This window comes from Chryseobacterium sp. 2P, assembly GCF_059579425.1.
This window is the reverse complement of sequence record NZ_CM184194.1, coordinates 3462825-3479080: the sequence shown is the minus strand read 5'-3', so window position 1 is coordinate 3479080 and position 16256 is coordinate 3462825. Positions and strand designations below refer to the sequence as shown.

At 37.0% G+C, this 16256-nt stretch carries 17 protein-coding genes; 6 read left to right on the top strand and 11 right to left on the bottom strand.

Annotation, left to right across the window (positions count from 1 at the left end; genetic code table 11):
- Positions 1 to 49 precede the first annotated feature (49 nt).
- From AC52CF_RS15805 to AC52CF_RS15790, 4 genes are all read left to right on the top strand, one after another.
- A complete protein-coding gene (locus tag AC52CF_RS15805; protein ID WP_214588759.1) occupies positions 50 to 2770 on the top strand; it encodes a TonB-dependent receptor plug domain-containing protein in 2721 nt (906 codons plus the stop codon).
- 280 nt (positions 2771 to 3050) lie between these two features.
- The gene (locus AC52CF_RS15800; RefSeq protein WP_214588760.1) at positions 3051 to 3869 is read left to right on the top strand and encodes an alpha/beta hydrolase; all 819 of its coding nucleotides are present in this window, start codon (positions 3051 to 3053) and stop codon (positions 3867 to 3869) included.
- 221 nt (positions 3870 to 4090) lie between these two features.
- Complete coding sequence (locus tag AC52CF_RS15795; RefSeq protein WP_214588761.1) at positions 4091 to 4852, top strand: phospholipase D family protein; 762 nt, start codon at positions 4091 to 4093, stop codon at positions 4850 to 4852.
- On the top strand, positions 4833 to 5201 hold the full coding sequence (locus AC52CF_RS15790; protein WP_214588762.1) for a hypothetical protein: 369 nt from the start codon (positions 4833 to 4835) through the stop codon (positions 5199 to 5201). The genes AC52CF_RS15795 and AC52CF_RS15790 overlap by 20 nt, the downstream gene beginning before the upstream one ends.
- Here AC52CF_RS15790 and AC52CF_RS15785 read toward each other — a convergent pair.
- From AC52CF_RS15785 to AC52CF_RS15770, 4 genes are all read right to left on the bottom strand, one after another.
- Positions 5198 to 6295 carry a serine hydrolase domain-containing protein gene (locus AC52CF_RS15785; protein ID WP_214588763.1) on the bottom strand — a complete coding sequence of 366 codons (1098 nt, stop codon included), beginning with the start codon at positions 6293 to 6295 and terminating at the stop codon, positions 5198 to 5200. The two genes, AC52CF_RS15790 and AC52CF_RS15785, sit on opposite strands and share 4 nt — an antisense overlap.
- A 359-nt stretch (positions 6296 to 6654) precedes the next feature.
- On the bottom strand, positions 6655 to 7677 hold the full coding sequence (locus tag AC52CF_RS15780) for an alpha/beta hydrolase (protein ID WP_290266560.1): 1023 nt from the start codon (positions 7675 to 7677) through the stop codon (positions 6655 to 6657).
- Between the two features lie 21 nt (positions 7678 to 7698).
- Positions 7699 to 8082, bottom strand: a complete 384-nt coding sequence (locus AC52CF_RS15775) for a DUF3037 domain-containing protein (RefSeq protein ID WP_214588765.1) — start codon at positions 8080 to 8082, stop codon at positions 7699 to 7701.
- Positions 8069 to 8842 (bottom strand): HipA family kinase, encoded by a 774-nt coding sequence (locus AC52CF_RS15770; RefSeq protein WP_214588766.1) that lies wholly within the window; start codon positions 8840 to 8842, stop codon positions 8069 to 8071. Before AC52CF_RS15770 ends, AC52CF_RS15775 begins: the two co-directional genes overlap by 14 nt.
- Positions 8843 to 9047: 205 nt before the next feature.
- Here AC52CF_RS15770 and AC52CF_RS15765 point away from each other — a divergent pair, with 205 nt between their 5' ends.
- Both AC52CF_RS15765 and AC52CF_RS15760 read left to right on the top strand, forming a co-directional pair.
- A complete protein-coding gene (locus AC52CF_RS15765; protein WP_214588767.1) occupies positions 9048 to 9887 on the top strand; it encodes an alpha/beta hydrolase family protein in 840 nt (279 codons plus the stop codon).
- Between the two features lie 60 nt (positions 9888 to 9947).
- Positions 9948 to 10139: a bacteriocin-like protein gene (locus AC52CF_RS15760; protein ID WP_214588768.1), complete on the top strand. Its 192-nt coding sequence runs from the start codon at positions 9948 to 9950 to the stop codon at positions 10137 to 10139.
- Between the two features lie 32 nt (positions 10140 to 10171).
- Here the strand turns inward: AC52CF_RS15760 and AC52CF_RS15755 are convergent, their stop codons facing one another.
- From AC52CF_RS15755 to AC52CF_RS15725, 7 genes are all read right to left on the bottom strand, one after another.
- A complete protein-coding gene (locus AC52CF_RS15755; protein WP_214588769.1) occupies positions 10172 to 10774 on the bottom strand; it encodes a hypothetical protein in 603 nt (200 codons plus the stop codon).
- 5 nt (positions 10775 to 10779) lie between these two features.
- On the bottom strand, positions 10780 to 11601 hold the full coding sequence (locus AC52CF_RS15750; protein ID WP_214588770.1) for a flavin reductase family protein: 822 nt from the start codon (positions 11599 to 11601) through the stop codon (positions 10780 to 10782).
- A gap of 100 nt (positions 11602 to 11701) precedes the next feature.
- The gene (locus AC52CF_RS15745; RefSeq protein ID WP_496517368.1) at positions 11702 to 12112 is read right to left on the bottom strand and encodes a GxxExxY protein; all 411 of its coding nucleotides are present in this window, start codon (positions 12110 to 12112) and stop codon (positions 11702 to 11704) included.
- A 117-nt stretch (positions 12113 to 12229) separates the two neighbouring features.
- Entirely contained in the window at positions 12230 to 13477 is a 1248-nt protein-coding gene (gene fahA, locus AC52CF_RS15740; protein WP_214588772.1) for a fumarylacetoacetase, read from the bottom strand.
- A 69-nt stretch (positions 13478 to 13546) separates the two neighbouring features.
- Positions 13547 to 14032 (bottom strand): hypothetical protein, encoded by a 486-nt coding sequence (locus AC52CF_RS15735; RefSeq protein ID WP_214588773.1) that lies wholly within the window; start codon positions 14030 to 14032, stop codon positions 13547 to 13549.
- Between the two features lie 71 nt (positions 14033 to 14103).
- The gene (hppD, locus tag AC52CF_RS15730; protein WP_214588774.1) at positions 14104 to 15234 is read right to left on the bottom strand and encodes a 4-hydroxyphenylpyruvate dioxygenase; all 1131 of its coding nucleotides are present in this window, start codon (positions 15232 to 15234) and stop codon (positions 14104 to 14106) included.
- Positions 15235 to 15465: 231 nt separating this feature from the next.
- Positions 15466 to 16245 (bottom strand): hypothetical protein, encoded by a 780-nt coding sequence (locus AC52CF_RS15725; RefSeq protein WP_290266568.1) that lies wholly within the window; start codon positions 16243 to 16245, stop codon positions 15466 to 15468.
- Positions 16246 to 16256 lie beyond the last annotated feature (11 nt).

Here is a 16256-nt window from a genome sequence, read left to right as displayed (position 1 = left end):
TATAATTTACATTTGCACTTTTAAAACATGAATTTAAAGTGAGGAATGTATGAAGAATAAAAAAACTATTTTTTCGGCATCGGTATTATTTTTCCTGGGAACATTTGCATACGCACAGGAAAAAGATACAGTAAAAACAAACAACTTAGAGGAAGTTGTTATTTTAGGATCAAGAGGCGGAGCAAGGTCTAAAGTAGACAGCCCTGTTCCGGTGGACGTTTTCAATATCAAAGAATCTTCGGTTATTTTACCGCAAACCAACGTTGCACAAATCCTTAATTTCATTGCACCGTCGTTTACATCAACCATACAAACCAATGCAGACGGAACCGATCATTTGGATCCTGCACAGCTCAGAGGGTTGGGTCCCGATCAGGTTTTGGTTCTGGTAAACGGAAAAAGAAGACACACTTCCGCGTTAGTCAATGTCAACGGATCTCCCGGAAGAGGAACAGTAGGAACCGATCTTAATGCCATTCCGTCTTTTGCCATTAATAAAATTGAAGTCTTAAGAGACGGTGCTTCTGCGCAGTACGGTTCGGATGCCATTGCCGGAGTCATCAATTTAGGATTGAAAAGAGATACCGGAAAACTGACGGGACAACTAAGCTATGGCGGAAATCTTACTCCAACGGCCAACGATCACACAGGAGATTTTGACGGACAGAATATTCAAGTAGACCTTAACTACGGAAATAAAATTGGGAAGAAAGGCGGATTTTATAACATTACGTGGACATCCCAGTTCAGAAATCCTACCTACAGAGCGGGAACAGAAAGCGGAAACATTTTCAATGCTTACAACGCGATTGAACAGCGTGCTTTAAATAACGGCGTGAATCTTTCATCCCTTTTCACGAATATTAACAATACTCCGAATTCCCAACAGATCATCAATTATATTCATCAGTATGCGCAGGAAGTCAATTATTTTTCTCCGACGTTACAGAACCAGATTCAGTCGGCGAATACAATTTCCGCATTACAGGGAATTTTAAATACGAATGTGACGGATCAGGAGCTGGCTTACAGAGGTTTGTCCAGAAAAGATTTCAATATGCAGGTGGGACAGTCTAAACTGAATAATCATCAGCTTTTTGCCAATGTAGAAGTTCCGCTGAACGACAACTGGAAAGTTTATACTTTTGGCGGATACAGCTTCAGACACGGAACTTCGGGAGGATTTTTTAGAAGACCTAACCAAAGCAGAACATTTACAGGATTGTATCCCAACGGTTATCTGCCGCAGATCGGAACAGACATTCAGGATCTTTCGCTTTCCGCAGGAATTAAAGGAGACTGGAAAGGCTGGAACATCGATTTCAGCAATACTTTCGGACAGAATTCTTTCAGCTATGATATTAAAAATACCGGAAATACCTCTTTAAGATTCAATTCTCCGAATGAATTTGATGCAGGAGGTTTAAGATTTTCCCAAAATACAATCAACCTTGATTTTTCAAAGAAATATGATGTCTGGAGCGGAATCAACGTTGCCTTCGGAGCAGAACACCGTTACGAAAATTTTAAAATAACAGCAGGAGAAGAAGCTTCTTACGCTACGTATGATGTTTCCGGAAATCTCTGGAACGGAAATACAGTTCGTCCGACCGACTTTTTCGGCGCTTCACTTCCGGGAGGCTCTCAGGTTTTCAGTGGATTTAAACCCGCAAATGCAGTGAATAAAAACCGACAGGCAATTGCTGGATACGCAGATGTTGAATTCAATTTTACCAACTGGTTATTGGCAGATGCAGCCGTGAGATATGAAAATTATTCAGATTTCGGTTCTACATTCAATTATAAATTAGCTTCAAGAATCAAAGTAAATAAAGATCTTAATTTCAGGTTTGCAGGTTCTACAGGATTCAGAGCGCCTTCTATCCATCAGATTTATTATAATGTAACGTCAACTTTGTTTACAAACGGACAGCTTCTGGAAGTGGGAACGTTCAGCAACGATTCAAAAGTTGCCAGTTCATTGGGAATACCAAGTCTGAAACAGGAAACTTCAAAATCTGCAAGTGTAGGATTTACCTATAAAATTCCTTCGGCAAAACTTACGCTTACCGCAGACGGATATTTCATCAGAATTGATAACAGAATTCTGCTTACCGGTCAGTTTACAAGATCTGCCGTTTCTCCGGCAACGCAGCTGATTTACGATGCCGAAAGAGTAAATGCTGTACAGCTTTTTACCAACGCAATAGATACGGAAACCAGAGGATTAGATATTGTTCTTACACATAATGCAAAATTCTCAAACATCAAACTGGATAATAATTTTGCGATCAATCTTAACCGGACCAGAAAAGTCGGAGCCATCCATTCATCAGGATTATTACAGTCTTCAAATCTGGAAAATGTTTATTTTTCCGAGGCATCAAGAGTGTATCTGGAAGAAGCAGTTCCCAGAGTAAAAGCCAGCTTATCCAATCAGCTTACCTGGGGAAATGCTATTTTCTATCTCAGAAATACTTACTTCGGAAAGGTAACGAGTCCCGATATTATTGATGCAAACGGAGACGGCATCATTTCTCCGAATGAACATCAGGAAATTACAGATAAGATCATTACCGATGTTTCTCTGGCATATCAGTTTACCAAAAATATAGGACTTACTGTTGGAGTCAATAATCTTTTTGACATTTATCCAACGAAAAACCTTCCTGCTTCTTCCAATAACGATCAGTTCGTTTACTCGCGATCAACTTCACAGTTTGGGCAGAACGGAAGATTTGTATTCTCAAGACTTAACTTTAATTTTTAATTCATTTTTATGATTGTCCGTAGTTTGTCATCATTGAAAAACCTTTGAGATCTTTGCTGAGTGAATAGTTTATGCTGAGCTTGTCGAAGCACCTTTGTGAACTTAAAAACAGTTGGTATATAAAAGAATCTTTGCGATTCTTTGCGTTAAAAAGCAGTATGATTAATAAAGGACAATGAAATTTTTTTAATTCTCATCTGAAATGAATCCGGTTTTTCCGGGTTCATTTTTTTATTTGGGTGAAAGACAATTTGTATCTTTAAACCATAAAAGTTATTCAATGAAAAGGATTCTGCTATTTTTACTTCTTACCCTGTTTTCCACCCCACTTTTTTCTCAGGAATACCGCACCAAAAATAATATCCATTATTATGATGAAAAAACTAATAAATCGGATGCTTACATCAATGAAAGATGCGTGCTGGATATTTATATTCCGAAAAATGTGAAAAATTTTCCGACGGTGATCTGGTTTCACGGCGGAGGTTTAACCGGAGGTGAAAAGGAAATTCCAGAAGGACTGAAAAATAAAGGAATCGCAGTGATTGGAGTCAATTATAGACTCTCTCCGAAAGTTAATGCCCCGAAATACATTGAAGATGCAGCCGCAGCAACAGCATGGGTTTTTAAGAATATTAAAAATTATGGAGGAAATGAAGATCTTGTCTTTATTTCAGGACATTCTGCGGGAGGTTATCTTGCCATTATGGTAGGTTTAAATAAAATGTACCTGAACAAATATGGAATTGATGCCAATAAACTTGCCGGAATTATTCCTTTCAGCGGACAGATGATCTCGCATTTTACCACTAGAAAAGAAAAAGGAATTGATGAACTGGATGCCAGAATTGACGAATATGCACCGCTGCATTTCATCAGAGCAGATGCACCGCCTTTGTTATTAATTACCGGAGACCGCGAGAAAGAACTGCTCGGAAGATATGAAGAAAACGCTTATATGGCGCGAATGATGAAACTGAAAGGTCATAAAGAAACCACTTTATACGAACTTCAGGGTTTTGATCACGGTGGAATGGCGCAACCCGCATTTCCTTTGCTCATCAACGAAATGAAAAGAGTGGAAAAGAGTAGAAAGTAGGATGGAAGATGGAAGAAGGATGGAGTAGGCTAGAAACGGGAAGTTAGAAGCAGGAAGATTTGATGCTAATAAATGTGCATACAGATTTTAAACTTCCATCCTCCAGCTTCCAACTCCCAGCTTCCCTACTTCTAACTCCCAACTTCTCACTCAATTATTTTGCAAAGTTTTTTATTTTTTCTTTCTTTGGAGCGAAAATAAAATGATTTCGAACGATGGGTATGTTTTACAACAATGCGGTTTGTGATATTTATATAGGAAAAAGTGCAGGAGCTAAAATGATGCAGGACATCAGAAATGCTCAGAGAAATGTGAAAATTGTTTCCCCTTATCTTTCTCCTTTTTTAATTAAAGAGCTGATTCATCTCCATTCCAGAGGAATTAAAATAAGATTGGTTACCAGCGATGAAATCGAAGATTTTTACGGCTACGACAAGAATATTCACAAACTGATTATTCAGAATAAACACGTTGACGAAAAGGCAAAACAGACCAGAGACAATCTGGTAAGCCTTTCCGGAACGCTTCTTTTTGCCATGATCGGTTTGGGCGTGGTTTTGCTTCCGCTAATGTATCTTTTAAACAATTTTAAACTTGCTTACGGATTTATTATTGTCATTTTAATGTTTCTCATAAGAGATTCCATCGTCAAAAAAATAAAAAAGACAAAGGTTTACCATTACAGCTACAAGCAGCTTTTTCCCTTCAAGGTTTTTGTCTCTCCGAATAGCGGAAATTCTACCAATAAAACCTTTATTCACAGTAAAATTTACATCATTGATGACGAAATTGCCTATTTAGGTTCTCTGAATTTCACAGGAAGCGGAGTGAAAGACAACCATGAAACCAGAATACGAACAACCGATCCGGAAGCCGTCGCAAAAATTATCGAAGAGGTAAAAGAAGTATTTTATCACTCCAATCTTCCGGAAAGAGATATTCAGTTTTGGGGAAGTCAGTTGTATGAAGAACCCATTAATTAAGATGAATGGTGAATTTGCTTTGCAGTCAATGGTGAATTTTTTCATTATGATTATCTCAATCATGTTAAATTCACTGCTAAGCGGCGTGAAAGATAACCACGAAACCAGAATCAGAACAACCGATCCGGAAGCTGTTGCTAAAATCATTGAAGAAGTAAAAGAAGTTTTCTATCACTCCAATCTTCCGGAAAGAGATATTCAGTTTTGGGAAGTCAGTTGTATGAAGAACCCATTAATTAAGACGAATGGTGAATTTGCTTTGCAGTCAATGGTGAATTTTTTCATTATGATTATCTCAATCATGTTAAATTCACTGCGAAGCAAATTGATTATTGACCATTCACTTTAATTAATCACTGCATTTATTTTCTGCCACAAAACATCATCGAAATCTGAAAGGGCAAGATTCACATTATCTGCAGCATCGCCCATTCTGATGATAACGAGTTTTTTGCTTGGAACGACATAGATTTTCTGGTCATTTTTTCCCAAAGCACAAAACATATCATCCGGGGCACTCGGAATCAGTTTTCCGTTGAACTGAAACTGAGTCTGCGGCATATGATAACTTGTTTTTCCGTTCAGCCACCACAAATAACCGTAGGCTAAATTGATGCTTTGGGAAGTGTTTGTCGCACTTTGGAAATAATTCGAGTTGATGATCTGTGTTCCGTTCCAGTTTCCGTTGTTTAAAGCCATCAGTCCGAAACGCGCCATACTTCTCGTTGTACTCCAGTACACACTGTTGTCACCACTTTGAATCCAGTTTCCTGTCATCCCGATTTTATCCCTCAGTTTGCTGTTGAAATATTGTGACCAAGTTTGTCCCGTTGCTGCGGCTACAACATCCTGAAGTTTTACATAGACATTGTGATACGCCCATCGTGTTCCTGCATCGGCTTTGTACTGTAGATTTGCAGGACTTACATTATCTCCGAGACTGTCGTCCAATCCGGAAGTCATCGTAAGTAAATTCCGGCAGGTAATTAAATTTTCTTTTGCCAAAGGCGCGCTTGTCCAGCCGGTTCCTATGTATGTGGAAACTTTATTGTTGATATTGATAAACCCTTCCTGTTCTGCAATTCCTGTCACCGTTGAGGTTAACGTTTTTCCTGCGCTTGCCCAATACCAAGGTGTAGTAGAAGTATGGCCCGAAAAATAGTTTTCCATAACAATTCTTCCATTTTGCAGGATCATAAAACTTTTAGAATGTTTGGTTTCCAGATACGTCAGAAGATCCTGAAGTTTTTCCTGATGCCAGTTTAATGAAGAAAGAGATTTGGTTTCCCATACATCACTGTTGGAAGGAGGAAAATACATGGCTTCCGTTGTAGAAACTGTACTGTTCGGATCTGAAGAGGGTTGCGTAATATCATCAGAAGAGCTGCAGGATAATGCTAAAAAACAAAAAGCAGAAACAGAAAATAGATTTTTTATTTTCATACGAAATTAGTTTAAATTCTGATTTTTAGATAAGCATAGTAACGAATAGTTAAAAACATTTGATGAAAAATGTTAAAATTATCTTCAATTAAATTTTAAACTAAAACTTGAATAAACTAATTTCAGAATTAACCGCAAAAGATGCAAAAGATAATAATAAAGCGAATTTCCAGCATAAGCAAAGCACTCAAAAGAATAAAAATCAAAGATTTTTAAAAACTCTTGTGATCTTTTTCTTTTAAAATCAGCACTTTGAATAAAGGTTATCTTATCTTTTATGTCTTTTGTGGTTATATAAAAGGTCAAATATTCTTTGTAAAAAAGCAATTATCTTCAATTAAATTTTAAACTAAAACTTTTTACTTTTTGTGCGCATCAATAAAACGGATCATATCATCCGTAAGCTGATCCATATATTTTTTATCAGTCGTTCCGAAACCGTGCGTTCCGTCTTCTACCACGACAAGTTCAGCTTCTATATTTTGCTTTTTCAGCTTTTTTACCAGTTTTTTAGAATGACTCAATGGCGCCACCTTATCTTTATTTCCATGAAGAATAAAGGTCGGAATACCGTTTTCAGTCTCATTGATCGGAGAAACCGTTTCCAGATAATCTATGGCTTTTCTTTTTTCTTCATTAATATCGTAGCCGGAAATTCCATAAACCAGTTTCTGTCTGATCTCAACAATCGGTTTAAAGAAGAGACCTACAATAGACACCGGAACTTTTCCCAGTCTTGTATGCAGAAGTTTATTAATATCAGTCGGTCCGAAATTATCAACCACATAATTTACCTTTGCCGAATAGGGAGATAATTCAGGGCTTCCCAAATATTCATTGTCATTCGTGTAAGCAGCCATCAGAGCAAGATGCGCTCCCGAAGAAGCTCCGAAAAAACCAATATTATCAGGATCAAAATGATATTGATCTGCATTTTTTCTTACCCATCGCACCACATCTTTGGTATCCTGAATCGGCAGCGGAAAGTGTACGGTTTCACTTACAAGGGTATAATCGATGCTTATCACAGCATAATTTTTTTCAACAAGTTTTAAAATGAAATTTTCGATGTAATTGTTGGATCTTACTACTTTATCGCCTTTCGCCCATGCTCCGCCGTGAACATAGATAACCACCGGAAGTTTTGCGGAACCCGCGTTTTTCGGTTTGTACAGATCCAATTTGATGGGATTTCCGGAAACATCATTTTTATACGTAATATTTTCTGAAAAATCCGTTTTTTCGGGAAGAAGAACACTTGGCGGTGTCGGAGTTCCTTCGATCGGACCCTGAGAATAACTCAACGTAAAAAAGCTGAACAGAAAAATAAAAAACAGGCTTTTAGAAAACCTGTATATAGTATTGTCATTCGTAAATTTCATAGAATATTTTTTTGAAGCGTATTATTTTACTAACTCCTCAAAAAGCCTACCAAAAGTATCTTCCAGATTTCTGGATTTTCCGGGATGAGGTCTCGAAGTCTGGATCACAGAACTTCTTACGGCAGTCAGCCAACGGAATCTTTCCGGAATTTCAAGCTGTGCAATCGGTCCGCCGTCTTTTGTGCCGTCAGCGATTTTTTTGAAACTTTCCAGATTCTGGATCACGTCTTCATAGTCTATTTTGCTTCGCATCAGCTTAAATTTATCCGGACAGAGATAAAATTCCACCTTAATGAATTTTTCTTTTTTTGAAAACATTACCAGTCCGATATTGAAAAATTCTTCTCTTTCAACCTTCGGAACCAATCTTATTACCGCGTATTCGTAGATTTTATCCTCTTGCATTTTTAGCTTCGTTTAAAAAGATTTCAGAATGTTCTAATCGGGTCTTCAGGAAGTTGAAATAGATATCACGGATTTCTTCCGGCGTTTCTTCCGCATCGTTCCAGTGCAGCCAGTCTTCGGGAATGATATTCACAATGTCTCTGAATACCTTTTCGTTCAGTACTTCTTTGGCAAACAGATCGGCTTCATCCAGCTTCGATGCCTGTGGAAGCAAAACATGGTCTTTTACATATTTAAAAGGTGTTTTTGCTGCAGCATCAAAATTCTGCCATGAATGATGAAAATAAAAAGAAGCTCCGTTATCAATAATCCAGAGTTCTTTGTGCCACATCAGCAGATTTGTGTTTCTGAAAGTACGGTCGATATTCGTGATAAATGCATCCAGCCAGACGATTTTCGAAGCCAGAAGCGGATCGATCTTCACACTCGGATCATAAGTAATGGAACCTGAAAGATAATGAAGTCCCAAGTTAAGACCTTCGGAATTTTTCAAAAGATCCTGAATTTCTTCATCAGCCTCCGTTCTTCCGAAATCTACATCCAGATTCACAAAAACAAGCTCTGGAATTTTCAATCCCAAAATTTCTGTAATCTTTCCGCCGATCAGTTCAGAGATCAGCATTTTTACTCCGTGACCTGCTCCACGGAATTTCAGAACATATTTAAAATCATCATCTGCTTCTGCCAAAGCAGGAAGAGAACCTCCCTCCCGAAGCGGCAGAATATAACGCATGACGGTTACCTTTCTTAAATCCAACATAAGGCAAAAATAAGATATTCCTTTGTCTTTATTTCTATTTATACTATTTTTAAGTAAAAATTGATTGTTTCGAAATTATGATTCTGAATAGACCATAGCGGAATGAAGAAATCTGAATATAAATTTCCTGAACGATGCTCGCATCGATTAATGCTGTGTCGGAATGACAAAGAAAAATTTTTAATACATTATTATACAATACAATATGCAGATCACAAAAAAGCAAAATATCATTATTTCCAATCCTGAAACCAGACACTTTTTCGCCGATGCATTTTTTCCGGAAACTGAACAGAAATTACCGTTGGTGATTTTCGTTCACGGCTATAAAGGCTACAAAGATTGGGGCGCATGGAATCTTATGGCTGAAAAGTTTGCGGAAGCCGGATTTTTCTTTGTTAAATTTAATTTTTCGCACAACGGAATAACGGTTGAAAATCCTCATGAATTTGCTGATCTTGAAGCGTTTGGAAATAATAATTATTCTAAGGAACTTTCGGATCTGGGAACCGTGATTGATTATTTCGTTAAAAATGAAAAAGTAGATGCTGATAAGATTATCCTGATCGGTCACAGCAGGGGAGGAGGAATTTCAATCATCAAAAGTTTTGAGGATGAAAGAATTCAAGGTTTAATTACCCTTGCAAGTGTAGACACACTGGATCGCTTCCCGAAAAACGATGCCTTCGAAAAATGGAAGGAAGCCGGAGTGTATTATGTGATGAATGGAAGAACAAAGCAGGAAATGCCTCATTATTATCAGTTTTATGAAGATTTTGAAAATAATTTTCACCGTTTTGATGTGGAAAGAGCAGCCGAAATGGCGAAAGTACATTTTTTAATCATTCATGGAACGGAAGATGAAGCAGTAAATGTAAAAAGCGCAGAGCATCTTCACATCCTGAATCCTAATTCTGAACTGTATCTGGTTGAAAATGCCAATCATACTTTTGGAGCAAAGGAACCGTGGGAAGAGGAACAACTTCCAAAAGACCTTCATGAAGTTACAGAAAAATGCATTGCGTTTATTAAAGAGAAAATGTAAGTTTCCGGATTGAAAATTTTTCATACATTAGTGAGATTAACAAATCCAAATTATTCTGCTATGAAAAATTTAAAAAAATTAACCAGAGAGGCACAAAAAGCTATTGTAGGAAAAGGAGTACAATCTTGTCCGCCAACAGGATGTTACAATTTCTATCTCAGCGATGGAGACAGTACTTGTATCGCTTCGGGATGTCCAAACGATTATGGTACAATCGTTACGGTAAACGGACGATCTCAGTGTTGTTTCTAAAAAGTAAAGGAGTGAAAATTTTCACTCCTTATTTATTTGTTCAGCTTAATGGCATTCTTTTTTACGGATTTTAAAAGACTTCTGAAGTTTTTCATCGTCATCATTTCCGTGGACGGTGTAAAGATCGTTGCTTTCTCACCTTTTTCTACAGAAACTTCCGAATAGGCTTTGAGGGTGTAGATCTTTTTCAATGTTTTGATGTCATAAACATCCATCATCGCGAAAGTTTCATTTTTTCTGTATTCGTCTTGTACGCCTAAAGTATGGTCTAACCCGTTTCGGACTTTGAACGTATAAATATTCACCAGAAAGTTAAAGTCTGAATTGTTTTTAAGGTCTTCCAGATCTTCTGTTTCCGGACTGAACGGAATATCATGACTGATTAAGTTTTCGGATTTTGCTGTCTTTAAATCATAGGCTTTCCCGCCGCTTAATTCGTTAAATAATTTCATGGTTGCAGATGTCATCATTTCCTTGTGATGTTCATCAACCGTCGTGTTGATATTATTAACCAGCCACTTCTGATCGTTAGAAAACACCAGAGATTTGCTGTAAATTCCGTAGTCTTTTCTTACAGGATAATAGCAGGACTGTAAACCAAACAGGATCAGTAATAAGAGGATGAATTTTCTCATAAATGTTAGTAAATCAGAATTTTCCAGGCTTCTTCAATTTTACTTTCCAGTAATAATTTCTGGGCTTCAAAATGAATCTTTTCATCGGAATGATAATTTCCTGAAGGCAGTATTTCAACATTTGCCAGCATTCCCAAATCGTTTCCTGTAAATATTCTGCTGAATTTTATTTCATCCGGAAGAAGATCGAAGCCGATTCCTTTCGTTACCAGTGGTTTTGGAACTTCGAAAAGATTGTCTGCCGTATTTCTGGAATACCAGTTGCTTCCCAGTCTTGCCACCATATCCAGTTTTGCCTGATCCAGATTTCCGTTTTCATCCAGATATTTTTCCCGGATATGAATTTTCTGAACTTCACAGATCACCAGATTTCCTGCACCGCCCTGATCGCCTAAAGATTTTACTTCTAATACTTTACATTCAAAATTTACAGGACATTCTTCAATTAATTTAGGCTGAACAAGATCAGCATCTTTCATCGTTAATCCGGATTTAATGAATTCGTTAACGCCTTCTTCATATTCTGTTGAAGCCAAAGAGATCTGCTGTACAATCGGAAAATTAACCGTTCCGATCACCACTTCCGGAACTTCAAGAACGTTTTCCAGCGTATGTTTGATCGTATTATCGCGAACTCTTCTTGAAGGTGAAAAAACCAAAACCGGAGGAACTGTACTGAACATATTAAAAAAACTGAACGGCGACAGATTGCTGTTTCCGTCTTTATCAACCGTTGAAGCCAGTGCAATCGGACGCGGTGAAACGGCAGTCTGCATTACTGTCTGCAGTTGTACTGGAGTTATTTCAGAGGGGATGAGTGTTTTCATTATTATATTGTTTTTTTTAACACATAAGTCACATAAGTTTAAAGTTCAAAATATTGAAAATATTTAGTACACATTAGTTTGAAAATCTATAGATTTTCATTTATAACAGATTTTCAAAGTCTTTATTTACAAATGTTTCCGTTCCTTCATGATAAAGATTATAAACATTAAAATTTACAAGAATTGATTTTGAAACTTTAAGCAAATTCATATAATTCATTGTTTGCGCTCTGTGAATATTATGAAATTCTGTAACGGATTTTATTTCCAATACTATAGCATTTTCAATTAGAAAATCACATTTAACCTTACCGTCAATCTTTAAACCTTTATAGATTAATGGAATTTCAAGTTCACTTTTATACTTTATGCCAAGCAAATCAAATTCTCTTTCTAAACATTTATGATATATTTCTTCATAAAGACCCGGACCAACAATTTTATGAACTTCTATACATGCGCCAATTATCTTATACGTAAGCTCATTGATGTATTTCTTAGTAAGTTCCATAATTGTGTTTTGCCTAATTCAATGAAAATCGATAGATTTTCAAACTAATGTGTTCTCTTATGCAGATAAAAACTTCTTTGTGACTTATGTGTCAAAAATTATCTATAAATTTTATATTTAAACAGCAGGAATAATTTTGCCAGAAACCTCTCCAAAACCAACTCTTACCCCGTCTTTTTCAGCCCAGGCTTTCATGGTTACGGTATCGTTATCGTTGATGAATTTTCTTTCTTCTCCGTTGTTTAACTGAATCGGATTCTGACCTCTCCATGTTAATTCCAGCATGGAACCGAAAGATTTCGGATCGCTTCCTGAAATAGTTCCGCTTGCATACAGATCTCCGACTTCCACGTTACAGCCGTTTACGGTGTGATGAGCCAGTTGCTGCGTCATGTTCCAGTACATATGCTTGTAGTTGCTTTCGCAGATCAGGTTTTGCTCTCCGTTTTCAGGCTGAAGATAGACTTCAAGATTGATATCGTAATTTTTATCTCCTTCAAATTTCAGATAATCCAAAACTTCAGGATCCTGTGTAGGAGAAGCGGTTCTGAATGGCTCTAAAGCTTCCAGAGTAACCACCCACGGCGAAATAGAGGAACCGAAATTTTTAGCTAAAAATGGTCCCAGCGGAACATACTCCCAAGACTGAATATCTCTTGCCGACCAGTCGTTGAAAACCACCATTCCGAAAATCGCGTCTTCAGCATCTTTGGTTGAGATACTTTCGCCCATTTCGGTATTTTTATTGATGATGAATGCCATTTCCAGTTCAAAATCCAGTTGTTTGCAAGGTCCGAAAATTGGCTTTTCCACATCTACAGGTTTCATCTGACCTTTCGGACGGTTGATTTCCGTTCCTGAAACGACGATAGAGGAAGCTCTTCCGTGATAACCTACCGGAAGATGTTTCCAGTTAGGAAGCAGTGCATTTGCAGGATCTCTGAACATTTTTCCCACGTTGGTTGCATGTTCGATGCTGCTGTAAAAATCTGTGTAATTCGGAATATGAACCGGCATCATCATTTTAACCTGATCCAGCTCATAGAAAGCTTCTTCAATGGTTTTTTCGTCTTTTGACAAAGTAGAACCTTCCTGTAATAATTCCTGAATTTTTAAACGAACGGCATTTGTTACGGGCTTTCCAAGCTCGATGAACTCATTTAAGGTATAGGCTTCGAAAACGTTATCGCCAAAGCCTTCAATTTCTTCGAAATACCCTAAATCGTACAACGTTGCCAGATCTATGATCTGATCACCGATTCTTGTACAGCACCCGATGTATTCTTTGTTGAAAACCGCTACACCAAACGGAATATTATGAATAGAAAAATCTGAATCTGATGAATATTCTACAAATGATTTCATAATTTTAGAATTTAGTTTGGACTTTATATAAATCCGTTAGAATTTTTGGTTGTAATATTTGTTTAAATATTACTTTTTAGATTTGGTTTTGTTTTTAACTTTAGAAAAAGATTCTTCGTCAATCCAACGTGCTTTTGTATTCACGTCAATCAGGTACAGAATATTGTCCTGTCTTGTTAAAAGCAGCGTTTTGGTAACGGGGATCGGAACTTTTTTGTTTTCCAGAAGATCAGCTCTTAAAGAAATGATGTTCTTTCTGTTTCTTACAATATCCCCTGAAAAAACATTTGAACTGCTTTCTCCAGTAGCTTTATCATCAAAAACCTCTACATAAGTCGCTTTGTTTCCTTTAATGACAATAAAATCCCTTTCGGTATGGTCTGCTTCATCGTTGATGAAAATAAACTTTTTGTTGTCAATATTTACCGCTTCCAGATTCTGGTTGACTCCCTTTCTTTCCTCAAGTCTTGTAAGAATATCATTCAGCGAACCATACTGAGCTTTTAGCCCAAAGCTCGCTCCTAAAAATAACATTCCAATTAAAAATTTTTTCATATTAATGTGTTTTTTATAAAAAAGTTTTGTCAAGACTGTTCATCCTGACAAAACTCACTGTTACTATAAAATTAAAGATTTCCTCTTCTTTCCTGTTCTCTTTCCAATGCTTCGAATAATGCTTTGAAGTTTCCTGCTCCGAAGCTTTGCGCTCCGTGTCTTTCAATAATTTCAAAGAATAGAGTAGGGCGGTCTTCTACAGGTTTTGTAAAGATCTGAAGCAGATATCCTTCTTCATCATGATCAATAAGGATACCAAGCTCCTGAAGTTTCTTAATATCTTCGTCGATGTGTCCCACTCTTTCAGGAACCATGTCATAATAGGCTTCAGGCGGCGCAGATAAAAATTCTACCCCACGTTTTTTAAGTTCAGTTACGGTATGGATAATGTCTTTTGTAGCTACCGCAATGTGCTGTACTCCTTCACCTTCGTAGAAGTCCAGATATTCTTCTACCTGAGATTTTTTCTTCCCTTCTGCAGGTTCGTTGATCGGGAATTTTGCGTAACCGTTTCCATTGGACATTACTTTAGACATCAAAGCAGAATATTCTGTATTAATCTGCTTGTCATCAAAAGAAAGAATGTTTACAAATCCCATTACTTTTTCATACCATTCTACCGTTGGAATCATTCTGTCCCAGTCTACGTTTCCTACGCAGTGGTCTACATACAATAAACCTGCGTCTTCAGGCTTGTAATCGCTTTCCCACTTTTCGTAACCCGGCATGAAAGGTCCGTTATAATTTTTTCTTTCGATAAACATATGAACGGTTTCTCCGTAAGTATAAATTCCGGACATTCTTACCTCACCGTTTTCGTCTGTTAACGTTACCGGCTCAAGGTAAGGTTTTCCGCCTCTTTTTGTAGTTTCTTCAAATGCAGAATAGGCATCATCTACCCAAAGAGCCAAAATTTTCACTCCATCACCGTGTTTTTTTACGTGCTCATTAATTGGAGAATCAGATTTAAGCCCTGTGGTAAGTACCAATCTGATTTTTCCCTGCTGAAGAACATAAGAAGCACGATCTCTTACTCCAGTTTCAGGACCAGCGTATGCAACAGACTGAAAACCAAAAGCGGTTTTATAATAATGTGCAGCCTGTTTAGCATTTCCTACATAAAACTCAATGTAATCTGTACCATTGATCGGTAAAAAATTTTCAGCCTGAGCAATTTTTTCGGCAAATGTAAGTGTTGACATATTTCTATTTTTACTTTTATATTTATGGGAATGCAAATTACGAATTTCTTACTAATACGAAAAATATTAACAAACAATCGTTAGGTTGATTTAACATAATCGTAAAGAAAAGTTCATTTAAGTATATTTAAGTTTATTATTCTGCTAATAATATGTATAGATTTGTATTACTAACAAGTGAAAAAAAAATATTTCGAAAAATGAAGCCGCAGGTTTTTCCTGCGGCTTTCTTTATTTTAGATTGTTTAATCTTCCTGCATCCGGGTTATAATTATCCCATATTTTCCACACATTGTCTATTTTTCTTATAAAATAAATCTGTGTATTCAGCTGGTTGACAAAATGTTCTTCACCTGTTGCTCCTACTTTAAAAAGCAGGTTCCAGAATTCCTGAGATTCCAGAATTTTTTTGTCCGGTTCATCTGTCACAATATGGATGTCAAATACTTCATAATTCGAACGGTTATTTTTCGTTACCAGATGAAAATCTCTTTCACACAATTCTTTGCTGAAATGTGAGGCTCTTTCCATAAAGGGCGATTCATTGAATACCAGATCTGTGAAGAGCTCTGTCTTATGCTGAGGAAACTGCTTGTAAAATTCAAAAACGGTAGCGCAGTAGTCGTACACCATCCGAAAGAATTTCTGACTGTTGTCTTCATCATCTCCCTGTCTCTTTTCTTTTATAAACTGTATGTAAGCATTTAAATCTTTGTATCCCAGAAAAATACATATCTTATCCAGTGTTTTTAAAAATCTGAGATCATTGTGCGTTTTATCCTGATAATCATTCTCGAAAAAACGCTGAAGGGTAACGTGGGAAATGGTATTGCCTATTTCAAATTTTTTTCCGCCTTTAAGTTCTTCTGCTTCAGAAAGTTCATCTTTAATGATTTCAGAAAGGATAATATAATGGCTTCGCTTCCATTCCTGCACATTCCCCAGAACTGAATTTTTCACTTTGGGATGCTTAACAACCTCTTCTCTTATCGAATTATATATCGTTTTCAATTTCCTGTTTT

Excerpts from the sequence above, each read along its gene's own strand:
- AC52CF_RS15805 (WP_214588759.1), top strand. The coding sequence starts at position 50 with ATGAAGAATAAAAAAACTATTTTTTCGGCATCGGTATTATTTTTCCTG.
- AC52CF_RS15800 (WP_214588760.1), top strand. The coding sequence starts at position 3,051 with ATGAAAAGGATTCTGCTATTTTTACTTCTTACCCTGTTTTCCACCCCA.
- AC52CF_RS15795 (WP_214588761.1), top strand. The coding sequence starts at position 4,091 with ATGTTTTACAACAATGCGGTTTGTGATATTTATATAGGAAAAAGTGCA.
- AC52CF_RS15790 (WP_214588762.1), top strand. The coding sequence starts at position 4,833 with ATGAAGAACCCATTAATTAAGATGAATGGTGAATTTGCTTTGCAGTCA.
- AC52CF_RS15785 (WP_214588763.1), bottom strand. The coding sequence starts at position 6,295 with ATGAAAATAAAAAATCTATTTTCTGTTTCTGCTTTTTGTTTTTTAGCA.
- AC52CF_RS15780 (WP_290266560.1), bottom strand. The coding sequence starts at position 7,677 with ATGAAATTTACGAATGACAATACTATATACAGGTTTTCTAAAAGCCTG.
- AC52CF_RS15775 (WP_214588765.1), bottom strand. The coding sequence starts at position 8,082 with ATGCAAGAGGATAAAATCTACGAATACGCGGTAATAAGATTGGTTCCG.
- AC52CF_RS15770 (WP_214588766.1), bottom strand. The coding sequence starts at position 8,842 with ATGTTGGATTTAAGAAAGGTAACCGTCATGCGTTATATTCTGCCGCTT.
- AC52CF_RS15765 (WP_214588767.1), top strand. The coding sequence starts at position 9,048 with ATGCAGATCACAAAAAAGCAAAATATCATTATTTCCAATCCTGAAACC.
- AC52CF_RS15760 (WP_214588768.1), top strand. The coding sequence starts at position 9,948 with ATGAAAAATTTAAAAAAATTAACCAGAGAGGCACAAAAAGCTATTGTA.
- AC52CF_RS15755 (WP_214588769.1), bottom strand. The coding sequence starts at position 10,774 with ATGAGAAAATTCATCCTCTTATTACTGATCCTGTTTGGTTTACAGTCC.
- AC52CF_RS15750 (WP_214588770.1), bottom strand. The coding sequence starts at position 11,601 with ATGAAAACACTCATCCCCTCTGAAATAACTCCAGTACAACTGCAGACA.
- AC52CF_RS15745 (WP_496517368.1), bottom strand. The coding sequence starts at position 12,112 with ATGGAACTTACTAAGAAATACATCAATGAGCTTACGTATAAGATAATT.
- fahA (WP_214588772.1), bottom strand. The coding sequence starts at position 13,477 with ATGAAATCATTTGTAGAATATTCATCAGATTCAGATTTTTCTATTCAT.
- AC52CF_RS15735 (WP_214588773.1), bottom strand. The coding sequence starts at position 14,032 with ATGAAAAAATTTTTAATTGGAATGTTATTTTTAGGAGCGAGCTTTGGG.
- hppD (WP_214588774.1), bottom strand. The coding sequence starts at position 15,234 with ATGTCAACACTTACATTTGCCGAAAAAATTGCTCAGGCTGAAAATTTT.